Origin of the sequence: Pseudomonas sp. WC2, from assembly GCF_050586545.1 — a bacterium.
In the GTDB taxonomy this organism is placed as follows: domain Bacteria; phylum Pseudomonadota; class Gammaproteobacteria; order Pseudomonadales; family Pseudomonadaceae; genus Aquipseudomonas.
The window spans coordinates 1-24,437 of sequence record NZ_JBOBDR010000008.1 but is presented as its reverse complement, the minus strand read 5'-3'; the positions used below and the strand labels follow the sequence as shown (position 1 = coordinate 24,437).

Genomic DNA, 24,437 nt, shown 5'->3' with positions numbered 1-24,437 from the left:
CTGCGCGGACAGGTCAGGCGGATTCAGACGAGCCATCCTGGCTCGCTTCAAATAACGCCATGGCCTCGACATGTGCCGTCTGAGGAAACATATCGAGAATCCCGGCACGTTTTAACCGGTAGCCCTGCTTGATCAATTCCACCGTGTCGCGCGCCAGCGTTGCCGGGTTGCACGACACATACACCAACCGTTTCGCGCCCAGGGTCGCCAGCTTGCGTACCACCTCGAAAGCACCGTCACGGGGTGGGTCCAAGAGTACCGCAGAAAAACCATTTCCGACCCACTGAGCATGGCTCAAAGGCTGGGATAAATCGGCTTGAAAAAACTTTGTGTTATGCAAATTGTTACTGGCGGCGTTGGCTTCCGCGCGATCGACCATAGTCTGCACGCCTTCCACCGCCACCACTTCGCGCACGGCTTTGGCCAGCGGCAAGGCGAAGTTGCCCAGACCGCAGAACAGATCCAGCACGCGCTCGTCGCGCCCCGGTTTCAGCCAGTCCAGCGCCTGCGCCACCATTGCCTCGTTGACGCCGGCATTGACCTGGATAAAGTCGCCGGGCCGGTACGCCAAATTCAGATCCCACTGTTCCAGACGATAGCCCAACGACTGGGTCGCATCGACCGGTTGCGGCTCGCCTTCGCCATGCAGCCAGAGTTGCGCTTCATGGAACTGGCAGAAGTCCTTGAGAATGCTCAGATCCGCTTCGGACAACGGCGCCATGTGCCGCAGCAACACCGCCAGTGACGAGCCACTGAACAATTCGACATGACCCAACGCCTGCGGTTTGCTCAAACGACGGAGCATCTCCGGCAAACGGGTCATGATCGGTTGCAAGGGCTGTACCAGCACCGGGCATTCGCTGATCGCGACGATGTCCTGACTGCCGGCAGCGCGGAAACCCACTTCGAGTTTCTTCGCCTTCATGTCCCAGCGCACCGCAATCCGGGCGCGACGGCGATAGCCGAATTCGGGGCCGGTCAGCGGTGCTGCCCATTCCTCAGGTTCGACACCAGCAACGCGCGACAATTGCTCGGCGAGCATGCGCTGTTTCAGGGCGAGTTGTTCGTCATGGGACAAATGCTGCACGCTGCAACCGCCACAGCGGCCGGCATGCTGACACGGTGCCGGGCGACGCAATTCGCTGGCCTTGAACACGCGCTCGGTGCGCGCCTCGACCACTTTGCCGTGGGCGCCGAGCACCCGCGCTTCGACCTCCTCACCGGCAAGGGCGCCGAGGACGAACCAGGTTTTGCCTTCGAAAAACGCGATGCCGCGACCGTCATTGGCCAGGCGCTCGATGCTCAAGCGCTGCTTTTTGCCGGTCGGGATTTGCGGGGCCTTGCTTCCGCCCGTGGGCTGGAAGCGCAGGCCTCTCTCGTGCTTGGCCATCAGTTGGGCGCGTCGAAAATGCCGGTCGACAGGTAACGGTCGCCACGGTCGCAGATGATCGCGACGATCACCGCGTTTTCAACTTCTTTGGACAGGCGCAGCATCGCTGCGACCGCACCGCCCGAGGACACGCCGCAGAAGATGCCTTCTTCGCGGGCCAGACGACGGGTGACGTCCTCGGCCTCGCTTTGCGCCATGTCGACGATGCGATCAACGCGGTCAGCCTGATAAATCTTCGGCAGGTATTCCTGCGGCCAGCGGCGGATGCCCGGAATGGCCGAGCCTTCCATCGGCTGCAAACCGACGATCTGCACGCTGTCGCTCTGCTCTTTCAAATAACGCGACACGCCCATGATGGTACCGGTGGTGCCCATCGAACTGACGAAGTGGGTGATGCTGCCCTGGGTCTGGCGCCAGATTTCCGGGCCGGTGGTGGTGTAGTGCGCTTCAGGATTGTCGCCGTTGGCGAACTGATCGAGCACCTTGCCACGGCCTTCGGCTTCCATACGCTGCGCCAGATCGCGCGCGCCTTCCATGCCTTCTTCCTGGCTGACCAGAATCAGCTCGGCACCGTAAGCGGTCATCGCCGCTTTGCGCTCGGCGCTGGAGTTGTCGGGCATGATCAGGATCATCTTGTAACCCTTGATCGCAGCCGCCATGGCCAGCGCGATCCCGGTGTTACCCGAGGTCGCTTCGATCAGCGTATCGCCGGCGTGGATCTGCCCGCGCAATTCGGCACGGGTGATCATCGACAGCGCCGGACGATCCTTGACCGAACCCGCCGGGTTATTCCCTTCGAGCTTGAGCAATAGGGTGTTGCTCGTTTCACCGGGCAGGCGCTGCAAACGCACCAGCGGAGTGTTGCCGACGCAATCGGCGATGGTTGGGTACTGCAGGGTCATGGCGTATTCGCAATCCAGACGTGCGGGGGCGCCTATCATACCGGCAAACCTGCGCAGGCCATATCACGCAAAGTGCGGTGCTTATGGTTTATGGGAATAAGCGATTAAAAGTCGCGCCAGTGGTGCGACTTTTGTGGGGAGCCATTTTCATTGGTGATGACGCACAGAGACTCTTCGCGAGCAGGCTCGCTCCCACCGGGAGTAGTGTCATTCGCAGAATAGTGTCAGCGGTGATGACACTATTAACTGTTGTTCACACAATCTGCGGCGAACCGAGATCCAATGTGGGAGCGAGCCTGCTCGCGAAGGCGTCAGTCGGCGCAACATCACCCTCAGCCAGCAACCGCAAATTCAACCGCAACCCCGCCCCGGCATTCTCCGCCCAAATCCTTCCGCCCTGACGCTGCACGGCATTGCGCGCAATGCTCAGCCCCAAGCCAAAACCGCCATCACCGGGCCGCGACCCGTCGAGCCGGGTGAACGGTGAGAAGATCCGTTCCAGATCCCCTTCCGCTACGCCGCCGCCCTGATCTTCCAGCCACAGATGCCAGAAATCGCCATCGCGCCGTCCATCCAGTCGCACGATCCCGCCCTCCGGCGAATGCCGAATGGCGTTGCGCAAAATGTTCTCCAGTGCCTGCGCCAGCGTATTCAGGTTGCCACGCACCCAGCATGACGCTTCGACCGAACACTGCAATTGCAAACTCGGCCAGCCGCTTTCATAACAGGCGTTATCCGTGAGCATTTCCCACAGGGCCTGAATCTGGATCGCCTCGTCGGGCAGCGGCGTGCGGTCGGTGTCGAGCCAGGCCAGTTGCAGGGTGTCTTCGACCAGTCTTTGCATACCGTCGACTTCGCGACCGATGCGCTCGCGCAACTGCAGCAGACTTTGTTCGCTTTCACTGGCGACGCGCAAGCGGCTCAATGGCGTGCGCAGTTCGTGGGACAGATCACGCAGCAACTGTTGTTGCAGGGCGACGGTGGTTTGCAGCCGCTCGGACATCGAGTCGAACGCGCGGGCCAGTTCGCCGAGTTCGTCCGGGCGCTGGGTGATGCCGCTCGACAGCCGCACATTCAATTGATCGGCGCGCCAGGCGTTGGCCTGTTCACGCAGGTTGTTCAGCGGCACCACCAGCAACCGATACAGGCCGACGCAGAGCAATAAAGTGAACAGACCGGGAATCACCCCGTTGGTGATGACCCGCCAGAACAGCCTGTATTTCCCCGGCACGAAGCGCTCGGGCAATTCAATCACCAGACTGCCGGCGGCGGGCTCTTGAGGAAAAGGAATGCGCAGCCATGGTCGGCCTGTTTTGTGAATCGGCCAGTCGAGCCCGCGCAGGAACGTCATGTGCTGGAGCTCCTGATCGTTCAGCGGCTCATTGCTCAGCGACTGCAGATTGCCGCCGATCACACCGACCCAACTGGCTTCGCGCAATTCCATGCTCTGCAACCAGTCATCGACCCCGCGACGACCGCCGCGCTGCCACGCTTGCTCGGCTTGCGACGCATATCGGCTCAGGGTGCTGCGCGCCTCATCGGAGAGAAACTGATTGCGCTCCTCCATGTAGCGGCCCCACGACCAGCTCAGCCAGATCATCAGCAGGCAGAACGCGACCAGCAGGCACGCCAGTTTCCAGAACAGCGAATGCCGCCCCGGCAGTTCAGAGCGTTTCATCGGCGGCACTCAACACGTAACCCTTGCCCCACACCGTGCGCACCTCGCGTTCGGTATAGCCGATGGCTTTGAGTTTGCGGCGAATCTGGCTGATGTGCATGTCGAGGCTGCGGTCGTGGGCCGCGTAGCCGCGCTGCAACACATGCTGATAAAGGAAGGCTTTGCTCAGCACTTCCTCGTCGTTGCGATTGAGAGTTTCCAGCAGACGGAATTCGCTGCGGGTCAGCCCGGCAGGTTGTTCGCGAAAGAACACCTCGCACTGCTCATCGTCGAAGCGCAGCGTGCCCGTCGCCACTGGCACGGCAAGCGCCGCCGGGCGCCGATCCAGCGCCACCCGGCGCAGAATCGCTTCGATGCGCACATGCAGCTCGGCCATGCTGAAGGGTTTGGGCAAATAGTCATCGGCGCCCAGGCGGAAGCCGCTGATACGGTCGGCTTCGGCGCCAAGGGCGGACATCAGCAACACCGGCGTCGAATGGCTCTGGCGCAACTGGGTCAGCACGTTCAAGCCGTCCAGGCCCGGCAACAGAATGTCCATCAGCACCACGTCGAACGGCTGGCGCCTGGCGATGCTCAGACCTTCCTGACCGTTCTGGCACCAGGTCACCTGAAAACCGCTGCGGCCCAGATGCTCGTGGACATAGGCACCGAGGACCGGATCGTCCTCGATGGATAGAATGCGTGGCGGGCCAACGGGAACAGGAGTCATGAGTATCTGCAAGTAATTCTCAGTTGGGCGCGATTATTCAAGATTGTCGGACAGTGGGCAACTCAAGGTTGAGCCAGCCGACCAACGCGCACCCGCCCATCAGACTCATTGCGCGTGCATTTTTCCGGAGATTGCCCGCGAGCAAATCGCTACACTGCGCCCATGTCGCGTGCCGGATGCACGCATGAGTCAACAGATCAGCGGGATGCAGGAGAAAGGCGTGCTCAAGAAACTGGGAATCAAAGGTCGAGTGTTGTTGCTGACCTTGTTGCCGACCAGCCTGATGGCGCTGGTGCTGGGTGGCTATTTCACCTGGACGCAGCAGTCCGACCTGCAGAGCCAATTGATGCAGCGCGGCGAAATGATTGCCGAGCAACTGGCGCCCTTGGTGGCCCCCGCCATGGGCCATGGCGACAGTGATCTGCTCGAACGCATCGCCACCCAATCCCTGGAACAACCGGACGTGCGTGCGGTGACGTTCCTCGCGCCCGACCGCTCACCCCCTGGCCCACGCCGGCCCGACCATGCTCAATCAGGCGCCAAGCGGTGACAGCGCGCACCTGCAACGACGCAGTGGCAACGACGCCACCCGCTACCTGATGCCGGTCTTCGGCAAGCACCGTAATCTGGCCGGCGAACTGATCCCGGAAGAGTCCGAACGCCTGCTCGGCTGGGTCGAGCTGGAGCTGTCGCACAACGGTATGCTGCTGCGCGGTTATCGCAGTCTGTTTGCCAGCCTGCTGTTGATTGCCGCCGGTCTGGCCGGGGCGGCGCTGCTGGCGTTGCGCATGGGCCGCACGATCAACCGGCCGCTGAGCCAGATCAAACAGGCCGTCGCGCAACTCAAGGACGGCCACCTCGAAACCCGTCTGCCGCCGCTCGGCAGTCAGGAACTGGATGAACTGGCGTCGGGCATCAACCGCATGGCCGGCACCCTGCAAAACGCCCGCGAGGAACTGCAGCACAGCGTCGATCAGGCCACCGAAGACGTCCGGCAGAACCTGGAAACCATCGAGATCCAGAACATCGAACTGGATCTGGCGCGCAAAGAGGCGCTGGAAGCCAGCCGGATCAAATCCGAATTCCTCGCCAACATGAGCCATGAAATCCGCACGCCGCTCAACGGCATTCTCGGCTTCACGCACTTGTTGCAGAAAAGCGAACTGACCCCGCGCCAGCTCGACTATCTGGGCACCATCGAAAAGTCCGCCGACAGCCTGTTGGGCATCATCAACGAGATCCTCGACTTCTCGAAGATCGAGGCCGGCAAACTGGTGCTCGACCACATTCCGTTCAACCTGCGCGATTTGCTGCAAGACACGCTGACTATTCTGGCGCCCGCCGCCCACGCCAAACAGCTTGAGCTGGTCAGTCTGGTCTATCGCGACACCCCGCTGTCGCTGGTCGGCGACCCGCTGCGGCTCAAGCAGATTCTGACCAACCTGGTCAGCAACGCGATCAAGTTCACCCGCGAAGGCACCATCGTTGCCCGGGCGATGCTTGAAGAAGAACACGAAGACAGCGTGCAACTGCGCATCAGTATTCAGGACACCGGGATCGGCCTGTCGAGTCAGGACGTGCGCGCGTTGTTCCAAGCCTTCAGTCAGGCCGACAACTCGCTGTCCCGGCAACCGGGCGGCACCGGTCTGGGGCTGGTGATTTCCAAGCGTCTGATCGAACAGATGGGCGGCGAAATCGGCGTCGACAGCACACCGGGCGAAGGTTCGGAGTTCTGGATCAGCCTGAGCCTGCCGAAAACCCGCGACGACGCCGAAGACCTGCCGGCCGCGCCGTTGCTCGGACGCCGCGTGGCAGTGCTGGAAAACCATGAATTGGCCCGTCAAGCGTTGCAGCATCAACTCGAAGACTGCGGACTCGACGTCACCACCTTCAACACCCTTGAGAGCCTGACTAATGGCGTGACCGGCGCCCACCAGACGGATCAGGCAATCGATCTGGCGGTGCTCGGCATCACCAGCAATGACATGCTCCCCGAGCGTTTGAACCAGCACATCTGGGACCTCGAACACCTCGGCTGCAAAGTGCTGGTGCTGTGCCCGACCACGGAACAGACGCTGTTCCATCTGTCTGTACCGAACCCGCACAGCCAGTTGCAGGCGAAACCGGCCTGCACGCGCAAATTGCGCCGCGCCCTCTCCGATCTGGCCAACCCGCGCCAGCTGCGCAACGAGCCGGGAGAACAGTTGGCGAGTCGCGCGCCGAAAGTGCTCTGCGTCGACGACAACCCGGCCAACCTGTTGCTGGTGCAAACCCTGCTCGAAGACATGGGCGCCAAGGTGCTCGCCGTCGAGAGTGGTTACGCGGCGGTCAAAGCGGTGCAGACCGAATCCTTCGATCTGGTGCTGATGGATGTGCAAATGCCCGGCATGGACGGTCGCCAGAGCACCGAAACCATCCGCCAGTGGGAAAGCGAACGGCATTGCACGCCGCTGCCGATCGTCGCCCTCACTGCGCACGCCATGGCCAACGAAAAGCGCGCCCTGCTGCAAAGCGGCATGGACGACTACCTGACCAAACCGATCAGCGAGCGGCAATTGGCTCAAGTCGTATTGAAATGGACCGGACTCGCCCTGCGCAATCAAGGCCCGGAACGCAGTAGCGAGCAGACGGGCGTCAGCCATGAACTGCCGGTGCTCGACCATGAGGAAGGTTTGCGTCTGGCCGCCGGCAAAGCCGATCTTGCGGCGGACATGCTGGCGATGCTGCTCGCTTCACTGGAAGCCGATCGCGAAGCCATTCGTGCCGCCCGTGACAGCCATGACCAGAATGCGCTGCTTGAGCGCGTCCATCGCCTGCACGGCGCGACCCGCTACTGTGGCGTGCCGCAATTGCGCGCGGCGTGTCAGCGCAGTGAAACCCTGCTCAAACAGAATGACCCGAAAGCGCTGATGGCCCTTGATGACCTGGAGCGGGCGATCCATCGACTGGCCGCTCAGGCGAAGATCAGCGCCTGATCCAAGGCAATGTCGCGAACGCTCAAGACCGCTAAGCTTGTCGCGGGTCATTTGCGCCCGCGTCATTGCTCCAGGAGGATTTCATGCGCACGCTCATTTTCAGCAGCCAGACCTACGACCGCGACAGTTTTCTCGGTGTCGATTGCCCGGCCGGAATCGACCTGCACTTCCAGCCAGCGCGGTTAAGTCTCGACACCGCCGCATTGGCCGACGGCCACGAAGTGGTCTGCGCCTTCATCAATGACGATCTCGGCGCGCCGGTGCTGGAACGTCTGGCCGCTGGCGGCACACGCCTGATTGCCCTGCGTTCGGCCGGCTACAACCATGTCGATCTGGCCGTGGCGAAACGCTTGGGGCTGACCGTCGTGCGCGTGCCGGCCTACTCGCCACACGCCGTGGCCGAACATGCCGTGGCACTGATCCTCGCCCTCAATAGGCGTCTGCACCGTGCCTACAACCGCACCCGCGAAGGCGATTTCAGCCTGCACGGTCTGACCGGTTTCGACCTGGTTGGCAAGACCGTCGGCATCGTCGGCACCGGGCAGATCGGCGCGACGTTCGCGAAAATCATGCGCGGTTTTGGCTGCGAGTTGCTGGCTTACGATCCCTATCCGAATCCCGAAGTGCTGGCCTTGGGCGCGCGCTACCTGAGCCTGCCGGAATTGCTCGCGCAGTCGCGCATCATCAGCCTGCACTGTCCGCTCAACGCGCAGAGCAAACATTTGATCAACCGCGATTCACTGGCGCACATGCAGCCCGGCGCGATGCTGATCAATACCGGGCGTGGCGGTCTGGTCGACACGCCGGCGCTGATCGACGCCTTGAAGGACGGGCAACTCGGTTATCTGGGGCTGGACGTGTATGAAGAAGAGGCGCAGATATTTTTCGAAGATCGCTCCGACCTGCCGTTGCAGGACGATGTGCTGGCGCGATTGCTGACCTTTCCTAACGTGATCATCACCGCGCACCAGGCCTTTCTGACCCGTGAAGCACTGGGCGCGATTGCCGCGACCACCCTGCACAACATCGCGACCTGGGCGGCCGGTGCGCCGCAAAACCAGGTCGAAGGTTAAAGCTTATTTTGGCGAGAGCGACGAGGCCAGAATCAGCAGCGCCAGCCAGCCGAAGCCGAACAAGCGCTGTTTCGCCGAATGCCCGTTGCGCAGCAGGAACCAGACAAACACCATCGGCAGCAGAAACACCATGATCTTCAGCCAGCCTTCTACCGGGCGGCTGCCGTCGGCATTGATCTGCGGCTGAGCCGTCGGTTGACCCGGCGATTCAGTCTGCTGACGACGCCGCCGCCCCGCCGCTGCCGGGATGACTTTGGGCAACGGTTCAGGCGTCGGCGGCAGGGCTACGGCTTCGGGAACCGCCTTGTTGCGCGGCAGGCTGCCGAATGAAATCGTCGACGCCTGGACGGGTGCCGCAACGGGCTGCGCTTGGGTGTGAGCGGGCTGCTCCGCCATCGGAGCCCCGCAATGAATGCACGCCGTGGCTTCCGAGCTAATGCTCCGCTTGCATTCATAACATTCAATCAGCGCCATGTTCCGTTCCTTCAGAGTCGAGGGCGGCAGTTTGCCATGAGCGCCCGTCGATTTGAACCGGATCGAAGGTCGCACGCGCGCATCATTCTGCAATCGAGGCCGTGCTAGCATGTCGCGCATATTTGGAGGACCCATGGTCGAACACGATTTCCGCTACACCCTGATGAACCCGCAACACACCCTCACCGAATGCCGCGCCCTGGTGCCGGGCCGCTATCAGGTCACCGGCAACGGTGGTTCGATTCGCGTCGGTGACGCCCTGTTGGTCACCCTCAAAGGCAGCAAGGACTTGTCCATGCGACTGACCGTCGAAACCGTCCGCCACCTGATCAACCCGCCGGGCCAATGGACCGCGATGACCACAGGCCCGGTGTTCGGCGAACTGGCCATCCACACCTGGCAGGTCAACTGCGACAGCTGCGCCAAAGCGCTGAGTTTCGAATTCGCGGTCGACGCCAAACTGGGCAAGGCCGCGGAAAAACCGGCCGCCACCGCGCGCATTGCCGAGCTGGGCTGGAAAGCCGTTGGCGACAAGCACCTGTGCCCGAAATGCCAGGAGCCGGCATGATGAAACGCCTTGCCCTGACCGCTCTGGTCGGCGCTGGCCTGGTGGGCTGTGCCGCAGAACCTGTGCAACTGCAACAGAACCGCAGCTACATTCTGGAGTGGATCGGCGAACGCCCGTTGATGGATTACAGTCACCTGACCATCACGCTTGGCGATGATGGCCGTGCCTATGGCAACGGTGGCTGCAACCATTGGTTCGCGCCGTACACCCTCGAAGGCGACAAGATCACCTTCGGCAAGATCGGCAAGACCCGCAAGCTCTGCGCCCCGGCGTTGATGGAGCAGGAGCAGCGTTTCCTGCAGGCGCTGGAGCATGTCGAGCGCTGGGACATCTCGCCGATCGAGCAGATGCGCTTGTGGCCGGCTGAAGGCAAGCCGTTGCGCTGGTGGCTGGAAGAGGGTTAAGCCGCAAAAGATCGCAGCCTTCGGCAGCGCCTACATGGATCGTGTCCACCCTGTAGGAGCTGCCGAAGGCTGCGATCTTTTTTTCCACTAACGATCTATTGGGTCGCCTGCAACGCCTCAAGCTTGGCCATCACCCCCGCCGCCGTCTGCTCGCCCAGCAACTGTTCACGCACCTTGCCCTTGTTGTCGATGATGTACGTCACCGGCAGCGCTTCGCTGCGCGGCACGTCGAACAGCTCCGCCGGATCCTGCGCCAGCACGGTGAACTTGATGCCGAGTTTTTCGCTGGCGTCCTTCAGTTCCGCGCCCTGCACATTGTCGAAATTGACCCCGAACACACCGACATTTTTGCCCTTGAGCTCATCGGCCAAATGGTTGAGTTCCGGAATCTCGGTGCGGCACGGGCCACACCACTCGGCCCAGTAATTGAGCACCACCCATTGCTTGTCCAGACGTTCGGAGGCGACTTTCTGCCCATTCTGGTCGATGCCGTAGTCGTTGCCGCAGCCCCCCAGCATCAACGCCCCGATTACCGTCAATGCCGCTGCCAATCGCCGTGTCATGTCGTGTTCCTTGTGAAAATTTAAACGCGCCTGCGACCCATCGCCTCTGAGAGTTCTGGATTGCGCGCTGCACAGTTAGAATAGCCGCCACTTTACGCCAGAAGCGACCCGCCATGACCGATCTGACGCTTTATCACAATCCGCGCTGCTCGAAATCCCGCGGCGCGCTGGAACTCATCGAAGCCCGCGGCCTGACCCCAACCATCGTGCGCTACCTCGAAACCCCGCTGAACGCGGCGCAAATCAAGGCCCTGCTCGGCAAGCTCGGGATCAGCGCACGCCAATTGCTGCGCACCGGGGAAGATGAATACAAAATGCTTCAGCTGGCTGACGAAAGCCTCGGCGAAGCGCAACTGATCGACGCCATCGCCCAACATCCAAAACTGATGGAGCGGCCGATTCTTGAAGTCGGCGACAAAGCGGTCATCGGTCGTCCGCCGGAGAATGTGCTGGAGTTGCTGCCGTGAGCGCGCCCTACATTCTGGTGTTGTATTACAGCCGCAACGGCTCGACCAACGAGATGGCCCGGCAAATTGCTCGCGGTGTCGAGCAGGCAGGCCTTGAAGCGCGTCTGCGCACGGTGCCGGCAATCTCCACCGAGTGCGAAGCGGTATCGCCGAGCATCCCGGACGAAGGCGCGCTCTACGCCACCCTCGATGATTTGAAGAACTGCGCCGGCCTCGCCCTCGGCAGCCCGACGCGGTTCGGCAACATGGCCGCACCGCTGAAATACTTCCTCGATGGCACCAGCAACCTCTGGCTGACCGGCGCCCTCGTCGGCAAACCGGCCGGCGTGTTCACCTCCACCGCCAGTTTGCACGGCGGTCAGGAAACCACTCTGCTGTCGATGATGCTGCCGTTGCTGCACCACGGCATGTTGATCACCGGTCTGCCGTACAGCGAATCGGCGCTGCTGGAAACCCAGGGCGGCGGTACGCCTTACGGTGCCAGTCATCACGCCGGGGCGGATGGCAAAAAAGCCCTCGATCAGCACGAAGTGGCACTGTGCCGCGCCCTCGGTCTGCGCCTGGCCAAGACTGCGCAGAAACTGGAGGGCTGACAGTGGCGAAAAAGCCGAAAGTCCTGCCCTCGGTCGAATGGCTGGAGCCGCGCGTGAAAGCGATGCGAATTGTCAGCCTGCTGAGCTTTCTCGCTTTGGGCGGATTGCTCGCGGCCTACTATCTGGTCTTCGCCGACCTGCACGGTGCGCGTCCGTGGGTGATTCTGCTGGTCGAGCTGATCCCGTGGATCGTCCTCGCGCCCGCGATGATCATCGGCAGCGCCCGTGGTCATTCGTGGATGTGTTTCGTGGTGAATCTGTATTTCATCAAAGGCGCACTGGCGGCGTATGACCCGAACCGGCAGTTGTTTGGGGTGCTGGAGATGGTTGCGAGCCTGGCGGTGTTCTGCTCGGCGCTGCTGTATGTGCGGTGGCGGTATCAGTTGAATCGCAAACTGGCGGGCGAAGGCGAGATTTCCGTCGCCTGACCGATCACCATCAGTTGCTACACCGATCGTTCCCACGCTCTGCGTGGGAATGCATCCAGAGACGCTCTGCGTCTCAGGGACGCGGAGCGTCCCGGGCGGCATTCCCACGCGGAGCATGGGAACGATCGGATTGACTTAATGGTTGACGGTGTACGAGAGCATCATCGATATCTGGCTCATCGGCCGCCCGCCGCTCTGTTCATGCCACTGGTTGAACGCGTCCTGGACAATCTTCAGATCGCGCTGGCTGGTCGGCACCTTGTCGACGATCTTCTGTGCGTTCAGCGCCGCAACCACGTCATAACTCGGCACGAAGGTATCCTTGCCGACCATGCGCAAAAAGCGTGGCGCCGAGAGCCCGCCAAGCTGATGGCCGTGCTTTTTCAGATAGGTCCACAGGCCGACGATATCGGTCACCGGCCAGTCGGCAATCAATGCACCGAAGCTGCCCTTGTCCTGTTCCACGTCGAGAATGAACTGCGCATTGCGCGGCACGCTCTTGAGCTTGCCCAAGTGACGGATGATCCGCGCGTCCTGCATCAGCCGCTCGAGATGTTCGGCGCTCATCAGCACAACTTTTTCCGGATCGAACTTGAAGAACACTTCTTCGAAGGCCGGCCACTTGGCGTCGACCAGGCTGTGCTTGAGGCCGGCACGGAACACGCGCAGAGCCATGGTCGAGAGGTAGCGGTCGTCGCTGATCTTGCGCAGTTGTGCGGGCGTCTTGGGTACGGGCAGATGGGCTTCCAGTTCAGCCGCCGAACCGAAACGGTTCAGACAGTATTCGTGCAGCCACTTGTAATCGCGCATGCCCTCTCCTATTGAATAAAGCGAAGAAACCAACGTGGGAGCGAGCCTGCTCGCGAAGTGGGAGCCTCAGTCAACAAATCAGTTGAATGACACACCGCTTTCGCGAGCAGGCTCGCTCCCACATTTGAAGGTGTTTACAGGTTAACGACGTTGACGAAGCGCGAAGCGGCGGTCTCGTCAATCTTGAGGCTGGTGAAGTCGAACAGGTTGCGGTCGGCCAGTTGCGACGGGATCACGTTCTGCAGACTGCGGAAGATGCTTTCCGTTCGGCCCGGAGTCTTGCGTTCCCAGTCCTGAAGCATTTCCTTGACCACCTGACGCTGCAGGTTTTCCTGCGAACCGCAGAGGTTGCACGGGATGATCGGGAATTCCTTGAAGTCCGAATAAGCCTGAATGTCTTTCTCGTTGCAGTACGCCAGCGGACGGATCACCACGTTGCGACCGTCATCGGCGCGCAGCTTCGGCGGCATGGCTTTCAGCGAACCGTTGAAGAACATGTTGAGGAAGAACGTCTCGACGATGTCGTCGCGGTGATGACCCAGGGCCATTTTCGTCGCGCCGATTTCGTCAGCAAAGGTGTACAGCGTGCCGCGACGCAGGCGCGAGCACAGCGAGCAAGTGGTCTTGCCTTCCGGAATCAATTCCTTGACCACCGAATAGGTGTCTTTCTCGACGATGTGGTACTCGACGCCCAGCTCTTTCAGATAGGCCGGCAGCACGTGCTCGGGGAAGCCCGGCTGCTTCTGGTCCATGTTCACGGCAACGATCTCGAACTTGATCGGCGCAACCTTCTGCAGGTGCAGCAGCACGTCGAGCATGGTGTAACTGTCCTTGCCGCCAGACAGGCAGACCATGACCTTGTCGCCGTCTTCAATCATGTTGAAATCGGCGACCGCTTCGCCGGCCAGGCGGCGCAGGCGCTTTTGCAGTTTGTTCTGGTTGACCGTAAGAGTGCCCATGACGCGAAATCCGTGAGGTGTGACGAAAGGCCGGCATTTTACGCAAAAACCCCGGGGTTGTGGGCACAGGTTGTCGCGGTGCGCCGACGGCGCGTTGACAGACCCTGAGGCGATTACGCGCCTTGTTTACAGCGCGATTTGCTCTAAGCCCCTAATACCTGTGCGGGTAAGTCCTTTCTATACTGCGACGTAAGGTCGCACACATCTGAAGACCTGAATTTGCTCGGCCTCGTTGGCCCGTAGGCGCTCCGTTGGGGGGCGATGGCAATAACAAGAGGAGTGACTGGCATGATCCATCACGTAGTGGGACTTTTCACCCACCCCGATCAGGAATGGAAGGAAATCCGTGGCGACCAAGAGGAAAGCATCAGCCACATGTACCTCACCCACACGTTGATTCTGGCGGCGATCCCCGCTGTCTCGGCGTTTATCGGCACCACTCAGGTCGGCTGGGTGATCGGCAACCGTGCGCCGGTGATGCTCACCGTCGAAAGCGCGATCTGGATGACCGTCATGTCGTATCTGGCGATGCTCGGCGGCGTCGCGGTGATGGGCGCCTTCGTGCACTGGATGGCGCGCACCTATGATGCCAATCCAAGCCTGGCGCGCTGTGTGGCATTTGCCACGTACACGGCGACCCCGTTGTTTGTCGGCGGACTCGCGGCGCTGTATCCGCATATGTGGCTGGGAATGATCGTGGGGACCGCGGCGATCTGCTACACGGTGTATCTGTTGTACGTGGGGCTGCCGACGTTCATGAATATCCCGTCGGATGAAGGTTTCCTGTTTTCCAGCTCGGTGCTGGCGGTGGGTCTGGTGGTGCTGGTTGCCATCATGGCGTTCACCGTGATTGTCTGGGGGCTGGGCGTAGGGCCCGTTTATACCAACTGACTCGTCAGGCTGAATCCAGGCCGCCGCAAGGCGGCCTTGTCGTTTCGAGGATGACCATTCGGCAGCTCGACGATTCGCAAGTCGGCGGCGTTGCGGCATACTCGACGCCTCTGGAGATCCATCAAGCATGCCCGAGCAACTCAATACCCGCGTCGAAGATTGTTACCAACTCGCTGAATCCTTTTTCAAACGTTCTTTCCCACGCCCGGTCGTGAGCCTCAAGCTGCGCGGGCAAAAAGCCGGTGTCGCGCATTTGCACGAGAACCTGCTGCGCTTCAACCCGCAGCTGTACCGGGAAAACGTCGAGCACTTCCTCAAGCAGACCGTGGCCCACGAAGTTGCACACTTGATCGCCCATCAGTTGTTCGGCGACCGTATCCAGCCCCATGGCGAGGAATGGCAATTGATCATGCGCGGCGTTTACGAACTGCCGCCGGATCGCTGCCACACCTATGCAATCAAACGCCGCAGCGTGACCCGCTACATCTACAAATGCCCGTGCGTCGACAGTGATTTCCCGTTCTCGGCGCAGCGCCATGGTTTGGTCAGGCAGGGGCGGCGATATTTGTGTCGGCGCTGCCGGAGTACCTTGGTGTTCAGTGGCGAGATGCGCGTCGAGTGACTCCCTGATCGTTCCCATGCTCCGCGTGGGAACGCCGCCATGGACGCTCCGCGTCCACTGTGACGCAGAGCGTCACGGGATGCATTCCCACGCAGAGCGTGGGAACGAGCTAATAGTCAGTTTTTTATTGCCTGTTCTGGCCTGCTCGCGAAAGAGCCGGTATAGGCGCTAGAGAATGACTTTGGCAGAACGCAATTCAGCAATCCGCTCAGCACCAAACCCCAGCTCCGCCAACACCTCGTCCGTATGCTGCCCCAACGCCGCGCCAACATGCCGCGGCGCCGGCAACGCCTCGGAAAACTTCAACGGGCACGCTATCTGCGCTTGGGTCGAACCATCCCCCCGCGGCACCTGCGTCACTAGTTCACGCGCCTGCAACTGCGGATGGCGCACCGCCTCACTCAGACTCAACACCGGCTCGACACACGCATCGATCCCGGCAAACAGCTCGCACAGTTCGGCGAAATCATGCTTTTCAAACTCGACCGTCAGCGCGTATTTCAACTGTTGCTGCTGTTCTGGTTTGGGCGATAAACCCAGCGCCGCCAACTCCGGCCGGCCCAGCGCCGCACACAATTGCTGCATGAAGGCCGGTTCCAGACTGCCCACCGACATCCAGCGGCCATCCCGCGAGCGGTAGTAGTCATAGAAACTGCCGCCATTGAGCATCTGATCTTCCCAGCCCGGTTCCGCGCCACAAGCCAGATACCCGGCCCCAGCCATGGCGTTGAGGCTGAACGCGCAGTCGGTCATGCTCACGTCCAGATGCGTGCCCTGCCCCGTCTGCTGGCGGGCGATCACCGCCGCCAGCAGGCCGATCACGCCGTGCAGCGAGCCACCGGCGATGTCCGCCACTTGCATGCCCAACGGCAGTGGCCCGCTGTCGCCGCGACCGGTGTAGCTGGCCAGCCCCGCCAGCGCCAGATAGTTGATGTCATGCCCGGCGCGATCCTTGTACGGACCGGTCTGGCCGTAGCCGCTGATCGACACGTAGATCAACTTCGGGTTGATGGCTTTCAACGCTTCATAACCCAACCCCAAACGCTCCATCACTCCGGGACGAAATTGCTCCAGAACAATGTCGTACTCGCCCAGCAACTGCTTGACCACTTCCAGCGCCTCGGGCTGTTTCAGGTCCAACGCCAGGCTGCGTTTATTGCGATTCAGATAAGCGTGACTGGCCGATGTGCCGCCGTCATGCGGCGGTAATACCCGCAGCAGGTCCATGCGCGTCGGCGATTCGATGCGCAGCACCTCGGCGCCCATGTCCGCCAGCAACAGCGAGGCGAACGGCCCCGGCAACAAGGTCGAGAAATCGAGGATCTTCAGTGAGGCCAGCGGTGCAGACATGGGCAAACTCCTTGAGCGATGCACTCAGCCTAGGCAGCCATTGCCGATGCAGCAATCACCGGAAATGTCAGCGAGTGTGACCGTTACGCTCAAATCGCAGCCAAGAAAAAACCCGCCGAAGCGGGTTTTTTCATATAAGCGAAGCTTACTTCACATTGCTCGGGGTTGGGCCTTCAGCCACACCCAGGTCGTCTTCCGGGCGAGTTTCGGAGATGCCGCGACCGCCGGAAGCCAGTTCGGCGTCGAGGACGTCGGTGTCCAGCTCTTTCACCCACTTGGCAACCACGATGGTCGCTACAGCGTTACCCACCAGGTTGGTCAGTGCGCGTGCTTCGGACATGAAGCGATCAATACCGAGGATCAGCGCCAGACCGGCCACCGGCAGGTGACCTACCGCCGACAGGGTTGCCGCCAACACGATGAAGCCCGAACCGGTGACACCGGCGGCGCCTTTGGAGGACAGCAGCAGCACCACCAGCAGGGTGATCTGGTGAGTGATGTCCATGTGCGTGTCGGTTGCCTGAGCAATGAACACGGCGGCCATGGTCAGGTAGATCGCAGTACCGTCGAGGTTGAACGAGTAACCGGTCGGGATCACCAGACCCACTACCGACTTCTTCGCGCCCAGACGCTCCATCTTGATCAGCATGCGTGGCAATACCGATTCCGACGACGAGGTGCCGAGTACGATCAGCAGTTCTTCACGGATGTAACGGATCATCTTCAGCACGCTGAAACCGTGCATACGGGCGATACCGCCGAGCACGATCAGCACGAACAGCAGGCAGGTGATGTAGAAGCAGATCATCAGTTGACCGAGCTGCACCAGCGAGCCGACACCGTAGGCACCGATGGTGAAGGCCATGGCACCGAAGGCACCGATTGGCGCGAGCTTCATGATCATGTTGATGATGTTGAACATCACGTGGGCGAAGCGATCGATGAAGTCGAGGATCGGACGGCCGTAGTCACCCAGGCGATGCAGGGCGAAACCGAAGATCACCGAGAACATCAGCACTTGCAGGATGTCGCCAGTGGCGAACGCGCCGACGATGGTGGTCGGGATCACGTTGAGCAGGAAGCCGACAACGCTTTGGTCAGCGCCAGCCGCCACATAGGAAGCGACTTTCGAAGCGTCGAGGGTCGCAACGTCGATGTGCATGCCGTTGCCTGGCTGGACGATGTTGACCACAACCAGGCCAACCAGCAGAGCGATGGTCGAAACGATTTCGAAGTACAGAAGAGCGTAACCACCGGTCTTGCCGACCGATTTCATGCTTTGCATGCCAGCGATGCCGCTGACCACGGTGCAGAAGATGATCGGAGCAATGATCATTTTGATCAGTTTGATGAACCCGTCACCCAGCGGCTTTACCGCCACGCCGAACTGCGGGTAGTAATGACCAAGCGCGATACCGATGATGATCGCGATGATCACCTGGAAATACAGGGATTTGTACAGTGGCTGACGAGTCGTCATTGCAGATTTCCTCAAGAGCCTCGCGTGGCAACATCCATCTGTTGACCGCGAAACCTGAATTGCGAACCCTCCTGCACTGGAGGGATTTGTTGTTGGAGCGGCGCTTTCCGGACGGCATAAACGCACGCTTCTGTCGCTCTTATCGCAAACGCCGTGCCACTTTGGTGCATATCGCTGCAAGCCTTTTGATATCAAGGCCTGCAGGTTTTTTACTGTCACCGCCTGGTTACTTGAGTGTGGCGGATTTCCGCCAACTCGCCACTTCTCGTCCTACAATTTGGCGGAAATCCGCCTTGTTGCAGGTGATCGCCCCCGACTACCATCCGGCACTAGAGGAAGGATCTGCCGCTTATGCGCGAACGCACCATTGCCAGTCATTTCGCCCGTGCCGCCCTCGGTGGCGCGCGCCGTCTGGGCTTCGATTACTCCGACCTGTTGCAGCAACTGGGCATCAGCCCCGAGCTGCTCGATGAACCGCGTGCGCGCATCGCGCCGGAGCAGTTCACTCAATTGCTTCAGGCGTTGTGGCTGGCGCTGGACGACGAGTACCTGGGCTTCGGCAACGCCCCGAGCAAACCCGGCAGTTTCGCCATGATGTGCCATGCCGCGATTCACTGCCGCAATCTGGAGAAGGCTCTGCAACGCGGCTTATTGTTTTATAGCCTATTCGCCGGCGCCCCGCGTCTGACCCTGACCCGCGAAGACGAATGGGTGCGGTTGAGCCTCGACGATTGCGCGTTATGGGACCCGGATCACTTTCTGACCGAAAGCCTGCTGGTGATCTGGCATCGCCTCGGCAGTTGGCTGATCGGCCAGCGGATTCGCCTCGAACACGCAACCTTCAGTTACGCGAAACCCGCCCATGGTGCCGAATACGACTTGCTGTTCCCCTGCCCGCTGACCTTCGGCACCGAGCACAGCAGTCTGCTGTTTCATAGCCGCTACCTGCCGATGCCGTTGTTGCAAGACGAGCGCACGCTCAAACACTTTCTCGAACGCTCCCCCGCCGACCTGCTCTCGCGCCCGGACGATGGCGACAGCCTCAGCAGTCGCCTGCGCCGTTTGCTCAGCCGCGACAGTGCGAACTGGCCGGACCTGGAAGCAGTGGCGGCGCACTTGCACATCAGCCCGCAAACGCTGCGCCGGCACTTGCGTGAGGAAGGCAGCAGTTTTCAGGAGTTGAAGGATCAGCTGCGGCGGGATATCGCCATCTATCATTTGGGCCGCGCGGATTTGTCGTTGCAGCAGATTGCCGAGCAGTTGGGGTTTTCCGAGCCGTCGGCGTTTCACCGGGCGTTCAAGAAGTGGACGGGGCTGACGCCGGGGGCGTATCGGGCGCAGGAGCAGTGAGGCAGCCGCGACTTTCGGTGGTGAATTAACGGGCGCTTTCGCGAGCAGGCTCGCTCCCACAGGGGAATGCATTTCAAAGGTGGGAGCGAGCCTGCTCGCGTAGAGGCCGGTACTGCCGACTTCTAAACCGCAGGAAAATGAATCCTGAACGCCGCCCCACCCATCGGCGAATCCCCCAACGTGAGCTTGGCGCTGTAACTTTCGATGATGTCCTTGACCACCGCCAAGCCGATCCCCTGCCCCGGATGCTGGGCATCCAGCCGTTCGCCACGCTCGAGAATCCGCGCACGCTGATCCGGCGGTACGCCCGGGCCGTCGTCTTCGATGCACAGTTCAACCCCGGCGTGATTTTCACGCACGCTGATGCGCACTTCGCCCAGGCACAGGCGATAGGCGTTTTCCAACAGGTTGCCCATCATCTCCAGCAACGCACCCTGCTCGATCGGCACGTAACAATGCTCGGGCAGATCAAAGGCCACGCGCACGTGTTTATCGCGGTAAACCTTGTCGAGGGTGTCGCAGAGACTTTTCAACACTGGTTGCAGGCGCACCTGATGGCGCACCAGACCACTTTTGCGCAGGCTCGCGCGTTGCAGTTGGTAGCCGATCTGCTGGCTCATGCGTTCGATCTGCGATTGCAGCACCCAGGCCTGATCGCGATCTTCCGGGCGCTGGGCCATGTCTTCGCTGACGCCTTGCAACACCGTCAACGGGGTTTTCAGGCTGTGCGCGAGGTCATCGAGGGAATCACGGTAGCGGCTGCGCTGCTGGCGTTCGCTGTGCAGCAAGCGGTTGAGCGAGCCGGTCAGGCGCAGCAGTTCGCGCGGGTGCTGTTCGGTGAGGCTTTCGCGGGTGCCGCCTTCGATCTCATCCAATTCCTGGCTGAGTTGGCGCAGGGCTTTGAGACCCCAGGTCAGGCCAATCCACAGCAACGCCAGCAACACCAGCAAAGCCGCGCCGAAACCCAGATAGAGATTTTCCCGCAGGCCTTCAAGGGTGGTTTCGTACTCGCGCACCGGTTGCAGGGCGACAATGCTGAACGCTGCGCTTTTGCCGCCGAGCAGTTTGACTTCGACGTCGTAAACGAAGAATTCCTGACCATTGACCTCGCGGATCCGCGCAAACTCGTTACCGAGGCCGTCATAACGCGGCTTGTAATTGATCTGCTCTTCTTGGGTGGCTTTCGAGCGCCAGACCAGATGCCCTTCACGGTCGTAGATGTAGCCGAGCAAACGGAAATCCGTCAGGTTGAAACGCTCGTCCGGCAACTGGTTGGGCATCACCAGCCGACCGTTTTCGATACGCGCGGCTGAGATTAGCGTGGTGACGTCAGACGCCAAGCGTTGTTCGATCGAGTCCTGCAACGCCAGGCTGAACGCGCCTTGCATCGCCGGGAGCAAGGCGAGCATGAACAACACCGCCAACGTGGTGGCGGCGAGCATCAAACGAACGCGAAGAGAACGAATCAAGTGCAGCGCTCATTGAACAGGTAGCCGAGGCCGCGCACGGTGTCGATCGGCTTGAACCCGGCCGGGCCTTCGAGTTTGCGGCGCAGGCGGCCGACCAGCACTTCGATGACATTCGGATCGCGCTCGTCGTCGTCCGGATAGAGCTGTTCCATCAAGCGATCCTTGGGCACCACTTGCTGATGGTGGCGCATGAGGTATTCGAGGATGCGATATTCGTACGCGGTCAGCGCCAGTGGCTGTTCATCGAGAGTCGCCTGCTTGCGATTGAGGTCGAGCAGCAGCGGGCCGGCGACGATGGTCGACTGGGTGAAACCGCTGGAGCGGCGCAGCAAGGCATTCAGGCGCGCGTCGAGCTCTTCGAATTGAAATGGCTTGACCACGTAATCGTCGGCGCCGGCGGCGAGGCCTTCGACCTTGTCCTGCCAGTTGCCGCGCGCGGTGAGGATCAGGATCGGGAAGGTCTTGCCGCCCGAGCGCAACTGGCGGATCAGGTCGAGACCGCCCATGCCCGGCAGGCCGAGATCGATCACCGCCAGGTCAAAGTTGAACTGCCCGGTCTGGTACAGCGCCTCTTCGGCATTGGCCACGGATTCGACCACGTGACCGCTCTCAGTGAGGCGGGTTTGCAGGTGATGGCGCAACAGCGCCTCATCTTCGACGACCAACAGTTTCATGACTCTCTCCCGGTAAATCCAGAATCTCCAAAAACACACCTGTGGGAGCGAGCCTGCTCGCGAACGCTGCGTGTCAGTCGATAAATTGATCGACTGATCCACCGCTTTCGCGAGCAGGCTCGCTCCCACATTTAGCCTGACGACAATTCCTTAGAAATTGTAGTTAGCCGACAGGTAAGTCTGCGCGCTGCTGGTCAAATCCAGCGAGCCCTGTTTGCTGCCACCGCTTTCTTTCATTTCGGTGCTGGCGTTGCTCATCAGGTAACGGTAACCGAGTTCGACCGAGGTGTTTTGCGAGACTTGCTGCAACACACCGAACTGGCCGCCGACCGCATAACCGATGTCACTGTCGCGGCTGTAGCCTGGCGAATCCTGAGTCAGCTTGGTCAGACCGGCCGTGCCGCCGCCGAACAACTTGGTGCTGCCGCCCACTGGATAGAACAGATCGTAGCTGCCCAGCAGATTTTCCTGACGGAGTTTAATGCCATTGTGCGAGCCCGACACGTTGTCGTAGGTGGCGTAGTAGCGACCCTGGCTGTTTTGCTGACCGAGGCGTACGCCGTAGGTGTTGTTGCCGTCGATGGCGCCTGTGGCATTCGGGTGGCCGAGGTTGTCGTTGAGCGCGTTGGACTTGTTGATCTTGTCGCTGGTCTGGCCAAAGGTCAGGCCGGCGAAGTTGCTGGTCTCGTCGGCATTGGCCGCGATGCTGGAGCCTAACAGGGTAAACGCCAGCAACAGTTTGTTAAAACGAGTCATGGGTATTTCCTCTTTCACAGTGCTGTTTGGGTATGGCGCAAGGTTACTGAGCCGCCCCTGTACCGACCCTGAACCGTCTCTGAACCTGACCTGAACCAAATCGACTAGGCTGTTTTCACCACTTTCGATAAGGAGACCCCGACCATGCGCCTGTTCCTCGCGCTCACTTTGCTGGCGGTCAGCAGCTTCACCCAGGCTGCGATCAAGACTGAAGAGATTCCCTACCAGAGCGCCGACGGCACCCAGCTGATCGGTTACTACGCGTATGACGACGCCATAAAAGGCGCGCGCCCCGGCGTGGTCGTGGTGCACGAATGGTGGGGCCTGAACGATTACGCCAAGCGCCGCGCCCGCGATCTCGCCGCGCTCGGCTACAGCGCACTGGCGATCGACATGTACGGCGAAGGCAAGAACACCGAGCACCCGAAAGACGCGATGGCGTTCATGCAGGCAGCCACTGCGGACGCGGCTGCTTCCAGCAGGCGCTTCGAGGCCGGGCTGAACTTGCTGAAGAAACAGCCGCAGACCGACGTGAATAAAATCGCCGCCATCGGTTACTGCTTCGGCGGTGGCGTGGTGCTGAACGCGGCGCGACAAGGCGAGCCGCTGGCGGGCGTGGTGAGTTTCCACGGCGCGCTGGCGACCAAGACCCCGGCAACCCCTGGCAGTGTGAACGCGAAGATTCTGGTCGAGCACGGTGCGCTGGACAGTATGGTCACCCCGGACAACGTCACCGCGTTCAAATCGGAAATGGACAAGGCCGGGGCAGACTACAAGTTTGTCAGTCTGGATGGCGCCAAGCATGGCTTTACCAATCCGGATGCCGATCGGTTGAGTCATGGCGAACACGGTGGCCCGGACATTGGTTACAACAAGGCCGCGGATGAAAAATCCTGGGCGGACATGAAAGCGTTCTTCCAGAAAATCTTCAGCTAACCCACTGCGCACCTGATCGTTCCCACGCTCTGCGTGGGAACGCAGCCCGGGACGCTCTGCGTCCCAAGAGCCGAACGCGGAGCGTCCGATGAGGCGTTCCCACACAGAGCGTGGGAATGCCTCATCGTACGAACTCGACCTCGCCCCGACTAACCGGCAAAATGCCCGCCATGAATCTCACCCCCGCCCTCCCCGCCTGCTGCACCGCGCTCGACAGCCACTGGCCGTTGCCGACGGTCTTGCCTGACACCGTGCTGCTCAGCACTCACTTCGACCCCGCCCAACTGCTTGGCGATGACTTTCAACGCAGCGCCATCGTTGCACCGCCGAGCATTCAGCGTTCGGTGGCCAAGCGTCAGGCCGAGTTTCTCGCCGGGCGAATCTGCGCCCGGGCGGCGTTGCAGCAATTGGAGGGCTCCAACGTTGTGCCGCCCATTGGCGAAGATCGCGCGCCGATCTGGCCCGCACACATCTGCGGCTCGATCACCCACAGCACCGGTCATGCCGCCGCAATTGTCGCCAACAAGCAACACTGGCGCGGCTTGGGCATGGATCTGGAAAACCTGCTGAGCACTGAGCGCGCCGAACGTCTGGCCGGGGAAATTCTCACACCGGCGGAAATGCAGCGCATGGCGGCCGGTTCGCCAGAGCAATTGGCGTTGTGGGTGACGCTGACGTTTTCGGTGAAGGAGAGCCTGTTCAAGGCGCTCTATCCGATTGTGCAGCAGCGCTTTTATTTCGAGCACGCGGAAGTGCTGGAATGGACTGAGGCCGGTGCAGTGCGGCTGCGGTTGTTGACGGATTTGTCAGCCGAGTGGCGCAAAGGCAGTGAGCTTGATGCGCAGTTCGGTGTGCGGGATGGGCAGTTGTTGAGTCTGGTCAGTATTCAAGCCTGAGGCTTTTTAGCGTCTGTTCG

The 24,437-nt window shown here is 60.9% G+C and carries 24 protein-coding genes and 1 pseudogene; 12 read left to right on the top strand and 13 right to left on the bottom strand.

From position 1 onward, the window contains the following. Positions 1-13: 13 nt before the first annotated feature. From rlmD to ACQ4OE_RS11550, 4 genes are all read right to left on the bottom strand, one after another. Positions 14-1,390 (bottom strand): 23S rRNA (uracil(1939)-C(5))-methyltransferase RlmD, encoded by a 1,377-nt coding sequence (gene rlmD, locus ACQ4OE_RS11565; protein WP_122592256.1) that lies wholly within the window; start codon positions 1,388-1,390, stop codon positions 14-16. Continuing rightward, the gene (gene cysM / locus ACQ4OE_RS11560) at positions 1,390-2,292 is read right to left on the bottom strand and encodes a cysteine synthase CysM (RefSeq protein ID WP_163005011.1); all 903 of its coding nucleotides are present in this window, start codon (positions 2,290-2,292) and stop codon (positions 1,390-1,392) included. Before cysM ends, rlmD begins: the two co-directional genes overlap by 1 nt. A 253-nt stretch (positions 2,293-2,545) precedes the next feature. After that, entirely contained in the window at positions 2,546-3,970 is a 1,425-nt protein-coding gene (locus tag ACQ4OE_RS11555; RefSeq protein ID WP_430946708.1) for a histidine kinase sensor domain-containing protein, read from the bottom strand. Then, positions 3,957-4,679: a response regulator transcription factor gene (locus ACQ4OE_RS11550; RefSeq protein ID WP_122592261.1), complete on the bottom strand. Its 723-nt coding sequence runs from the start codon at positions 4,677-4,679 to the stop codon at positions 3,957-3,959. Before ACQ4OE_RS11550 ends, ACQ4OE_RS11555 begins: the two co-directional genes overlap by 14 nt. Positions 4,680-4,899: 220 nt before the next feature. Between ACQ4OE_RS11550 and ACQ4OE_RS11545 the strand changes: the two are divergent. After that, a pseudogene (locus ACQ4OE_RS11545) lies at positions 4,900-7,654 on the top strand (response regulator). An 83-nt stretch (positions 7,655-7,737) separates the two neighbouring features. Then, entirely contained in the window at positions 7,738-8,727 is a 990-nt protein-coding gene (locus ACQ4OE_RS11540; RefSeq protein ID WP_122592262.1) for a 2-hydroxyacid dehydrogenase, read from the top strand. A 3-nt stretch (positions 8,728-8,730) separates the two neighbouring features. Here ACQ4OE_RS11540 and ACQ4OE_RS11535 read toward each other — a convergent pair whose 3' ends face one another. Continuing rightward, a complete protein-coding gene (locus ACQ4OE_RS11535) occupies positions 8,731-9,201 on the bottom strand; it encodes a hypothetical protein (RefSeq protein WP_122592263.1) in 471 nt (156 codons plus the stop codon). 133 nt (positions 9,202-9,334) lie between these two features. On the opposite strand from ACQ4OE_RS11535, the gene ACQ4OE_RS11530 reads away from it, so the two are divergent. Both ACQ4OE_RS11530 and ACQ4OE_RS11525 read left to right on the top strand, forming a co-directional pair. Next, positions 9,335-9,769 (top strand): hypothetical protein, encoded by a 435-nt coding sequence (locus tag ACQ4OE_RS11530; RefSeq protein WP_430946707.1) that lies wholly within the window; start codon positions 9,335-9,337, stop codon positions 9,767-9,769. After that, on the top strand, positions 9,769-10,173 hold the full coding sequence (locus tag ACQ4OE_RS11525; RefSeq protein WP_122592265.1) for an META domain-containing protein: 405 nt from the start codon (positions 9,769-9,771) through the stop codon (positions 10,171-10,173). Before ACQ4OE_RS11530 ends, ACQ4OE_RS11525 begins: the two co-directional genes overlap by 1 nt. A 95-nt stretch (positions 10,174-10,268) precedes the next feature. Here ACQ4OE_RS11525 and ACQ4OE_RS11520 read toward each other — a convergent pair whose 3' ends face one another. Further along, positions 10,269-10,736, bottom strand: a complete 468-nt coding sequence (locus tag ACQ4OE_RS11520; protein ID WP_122592266.1) for a TlpA disulfide reductase family protein — start codon at positions 10,734-10,736, stop codon at positions 10,269-10,271. A gap of 113 nt (positions 10,737-10,849) precedes the next feature. Between ACQ4OE_RS11520 and arsC the strand changes: the two genes are divergently transcribed. From arsC to ACQ4OE_RS11505, 3 genes are read left to right on the top strand one after another with little or no spacing between them, the layout of a single operon-like run. Next, positions 10,850-11,203: an arsenate reductase (glutaredoxin) gene (arsC, locus tag ACQ4OE_RS11515; RefSeq protein ID WP_430946706.1), complete on the top strand. Its 354-nt coding sequence runs from the start codon at positions 10,850-10,852 to the stop codon at positions 11,201-11,203. Continuing rightward, positions 11,200-11,796, top strand: a complete 597-nt coding sequence (gene wrbA / locus ACQ4OE_RS11510) for an NAD(P)H:quinone oxidoreductase (protein ID WP_122592268.1) — start codon at positions 11,200-11,202, stop codon at positions 11,794-11,796. Before arsC ends, wrbA begins: the two co-directional genes overlap by 4 nt. A 2-nt stretch (positions 11,797-11,798) precedes the next feature. Further along, a complete protein-coding gene (locus tag ACQ4OE_RS11505; protein ID WP_430946705.1) occupies positions 11,799-12,224 on the top strand; it encodes a DUF2069 domain-containing protein in 426 nt (141 codons plus the stop codon). A gap of 135 nt (positions 12,225-12,359) precedes the next feature. Here ACQ4OE_RS11505 and ACQ4OE_RS11500 read toward each other — a convergent pair whose 3' ends face one another. Both ACQ4OE_RS11500 and ttcA read right to left on the bottom strand, forming a co-directional pair. Beyond that, complete coding sequence (locus ACQ4OE_RS11500; protein WP_122592270.1) at positions 12,360-13,034, bottom strand: DNA-3-methyladenine glycosylase I; 675 nt, start codon at positions 13,032-13,034, stop codon at positions 12,360-12,362. A gap of 134 nt (positions 13,035-13,168) precedes the next feature. Next, positions 13,169-13,993 (bottom strand): tRNA 2-thiocytidine(32) synthetase TtcA, encoded by an 825-nt coding sequence (gene ttcA, locus ACQ4OE_RS11495; RefSeq protein WP_093442168.1) that lies wholly within the window; start codon positions 13,991-13,993, stop codon positions 13,169-13,171. Between the two features lie 288 nt (positions 13,994-14,281). Here ttcA and ACQ4OE_RS11490 point away from each other — a divergent pair, with 288 nt between their 5' ends. Both ACQ4OE_RS11490 and ACQ4OE_RS11485 read left to right on the top strand, forming a co-directional pair. Continuing rightward, positions 14,282-14,884, top strand: a complete 603-nt coding sequence (locus tag ACQ4OE_RS11490; RefSeq protein ID WP_007917515.1) for a Yip1 family protein — start codon at positions 14,282-14,284, stop codon at positions 14,882-14,884. 127 nt (positions 14,885-15,011) lie between these two features. Beyond that, entirely contained in the window at positions 15,012-15,506 is a 495-nt protein-coding gene (locus ACQ4OE_RS11485) for a SprT family zinc-dependent metalloprotease (protein ID WP_122592272.1), read from the top strand. Between the two features lie 168 nt (positions 15,507-15,674). Here the strand turns inward: ACQ4OE_RS11485 and ACQ4OE_RS11480 are convergent, their stop codons facing one another. Further along, complete coding sequence (locus ACQ4OE_RS11480) at positions 15,675-16,856, bottom strand: CaiB/BaiF CoA transferase family protein (protein ID WP_430946704.1); 1,182 nt, start codon at positions 16,854-16,856, stop codon at positions 15,675-15,677. A gap of 145 nt (positions 16,857-17,001) precedes the next feature. Then, positions 17,002-18,336: a dicarboxylate/amino acid:cation symporter gene (locus ACQ4OE_RS11475; RefSeq protein WP_122592274.1), complete on the bottom strand. Its 1,335-nt coding sequence runs from the start codon at positions 18,334-18,336 to the stop codon at positions 17,002-17,004. Between the two features lie 351 nt (positions 18,337-18,687). On the opposite strand from ACQ4OE_RS11475, the gene ACQ4OE_RS11470 reads away from it, so the two are divergent. Continuing rightward, positions 18,688-19,686, top strand: a complete 999-nt coding sequence (locus ACQ4OE_RS11470) for an AraC family transcriptional regulator (RefSeq protein WP_430946703.1) — start codon at positions 18,688-18,690, stop codon at positions 19,684-19,686. A 122-nt stretch (positions 19,687-19,808) separates the two neighbouring features. On the opposite strand, the gene ACQ4OE_RS11465 is transcribed toward ACQ4OE_RS11470, so the two are convergent. The 3 genes from ACQ4OE_RS11465 to ACQ4OE_RS11455 form a co-directional block, all read right to left on the bottom strand. After that, entirely contained in the window at positions 19,809-21,155 is a 1,347-nt protein-coding gene (locus ACQ4OE_RS11465) for an ATP-binding protein (protein ID WP_430946702.1), read from the bottom strand. Continuing rightward, a complete protein-coding gene (locus tag ACQ4OE_RS11460; protein ID WP_008079190.1) occupies positions 21,152-21,829 on the bottom strand; it encodes a response regulator transcription factor in 678 nt (225 codons plus the stop codon). Before ACQ4OE_RS11460 ends, ACQ4OE_RS11465 begins: the two co-directional genes overlap by 4 nt. A 150-nt stretch (positions 21,830-21,979) precedes the next feature. Beyond that, the gene (locus ACQ4OE_RS11455; protein ID WP_122592277.1) at positions 21,980-22,585 is read right to left on the bottom strand and encodes a hypothetical protein; all 606 of its coding nucleotides are present in this window, start codon (positions 22,583-22,585) and stop codon (positions 21,980-21,982) included. A 144-nt stretch (positions 22,586-22,729) separates the two neighbouring features. Between ACQ4OE_RS11455 and ACQ4OE_RS11450 the strand changes: the two genes are divergently transcribed. Both ACQ4OE_RS11450 and ACQ4OE_RS11445 read left to right on the top strand, forming a co-directional pair. Then, complete coding sequence (locus ACQ4OE_RS11450) at positions 22,730-23,521, top strand: dienelactone hydrolase family protein (RefSeq protein ID WP_430946701.1); 792 nt, start codon at positions 22,730-22,732, stop codon at positions 23,519-23,521. Between the two features lie 170 nt (positions 23,522-23,691). Next, entirely contained in the window at positions 23,692-24,417 is a 726-nt protein-coding gene (locus tag ACQ4OE_RS11445) for a 4'-phosphopantetheinyl transferase family protein (protein WP_430946700.1), read from the top strand. Positions 24,418-24,437: the final 20 nt, after the last annotated feature.

Coding starts and splice junctions, on each gene's coding strand:
- rlmD (WP_122592256.1), bottom strand. CDS start 1,390: ATGGCCAAGCACGAGAGAGGCCTGCGCTTCCAGCCCACGGGCGGAAGC.
- cysM (WP_163005011.1), bottom strand. CDS start 2,292: ATGACCCTGCAGTACCCAACCATCGCCGATTGCGTCGGCAACACTCCG.
- ACQ4OE_RS11555 (WP_430946708.1), bottom strand. CDS start 3,970: ATGAAACGCTCTGAACTGCCGGGGCGGCATTCGCTGTTCTGGAAACTG.
- ACQ4OE_RS11550 (WP_122592261.1), bottom strand. CDS start 4,679: ATGACTCCTGTTCCCGTTGGCCCGCCACGCATTCTATCCATCGAGGAC.
- ACQ4OE_RS11540 (WP_122592262.1), top strand. CDS start 7,738: ATGCGCACGCTCATTTTCAGCAGCCAGACCTACGACCGCGACAGTTTT.
- ACQ4OE_RS11535 (WP_122592263.1), bottom strand. CDS start 9,201: ATGGCGCTGATTGAATGTTATGAATGCAAGCGGAGCATTAGCTCGGAA.
- ACQ4OE_RS11530 (WP_430946707.1), top strand. CDS start 9,335: ATGGTCGAACACGATTTCCGCTACACCCTGATGAACCCGCAACACACC.
- ACQ4OE_RS11525 (WP_122592265.1), top strand. CDS start 9,769: ATGAAACGCCTTGCCCTGACCGCTCTGGTCGGCGCTGGCCTGGTGGGC.
- ACQ4OE_RS11520 (WP_122592266.1), bottom strand. CDS start 10,736: ATGACACGGCGATTGGCAGCGGCATTGACGGTAATCGGGGCGTTGATG.
- arsC (WP_430946706.1), top strand. CDS start 10,850: ATGACCGATCTGACGCTTTATCACAATCCGCGCTGCTCGAAATCCCGC.
- ACQ4OE_RS11500 (WP_122592270.1), bottom strand. CDS start 13,034: ATGCGCGATTACAAGTGGCTGCACGAATACTGTCTGAACCGTTTCGGT.
- ttcA (WP_093442168.1), bottom strand. CDS start 13,993: ATGGGCACTCTTACGGTCAACCAGAACAAACTGCAAAAGCGCCTGCGC.
- ACQ4OE_RS11490 (WP_007917515.1), top strand. CDS start 14,282: ATGATCCATCACGTAGTGGGACTTTTCACCCACCCCGATCAGGAATGG.
- ACQ4OE_RS11485 (WP_122592272.1), top strand. CDS start 15,012: ATGCCCGAGCAACTCAATACCCGCGTCGAAGATTGTTACCAACTCGCT.
- ACQ4OE_RS11480 (WP_430946704.1), bottom strand. CDS start 16,856: ATGTCTGCACCGCTGGCCTCACTGAAGATCCTCGATTTCTCGACCTTG.
- ACQ4OE_RS11475 (WP_122592274.1), bottom strand. CDS start 18,336: ATGACGACTCGTCAGCCACTGTACAAATCCCTGTATTTCCAGGTGATC.
- ACQ4OE_RS11470 (WP_430946703.1), top strand. CDS start 18,688: ATGCGCGAACGCACCATTGCCAGTCATTTCGCCCGTGCCGCCCTCGGT.
- ACQ4OE_RS11460 (WP_008079190.1), bottom strand. CDS start 21,829: ATGAAACTGTTGGTCGTCGAAGATGAGGCGCTGTTGCGCCATCACCTG.
- ACQ4OE_RS11455 (WP_122592277.1), bottom strand. CDS start 22,585: ATGACTCGTTTTAACAAACTGTTGCTGGCGTTTACCCTGTTAGGCTCC.
- ACQ4OE_RS11450 (WP_430946701.1), top strand. CDS start 22,730: ATGCGCCTGTTCCTCGCGCTCACTTTGCTGGCGGTCAGCAGCTTCACC.
- ACQ4OE_RS11445 (WP_430946700.1), top strand. CDS start 23,692: ATGAATCTCACCCCCGCCCTCCCCGCCTGCTGCACCGCGCTCGACAGC.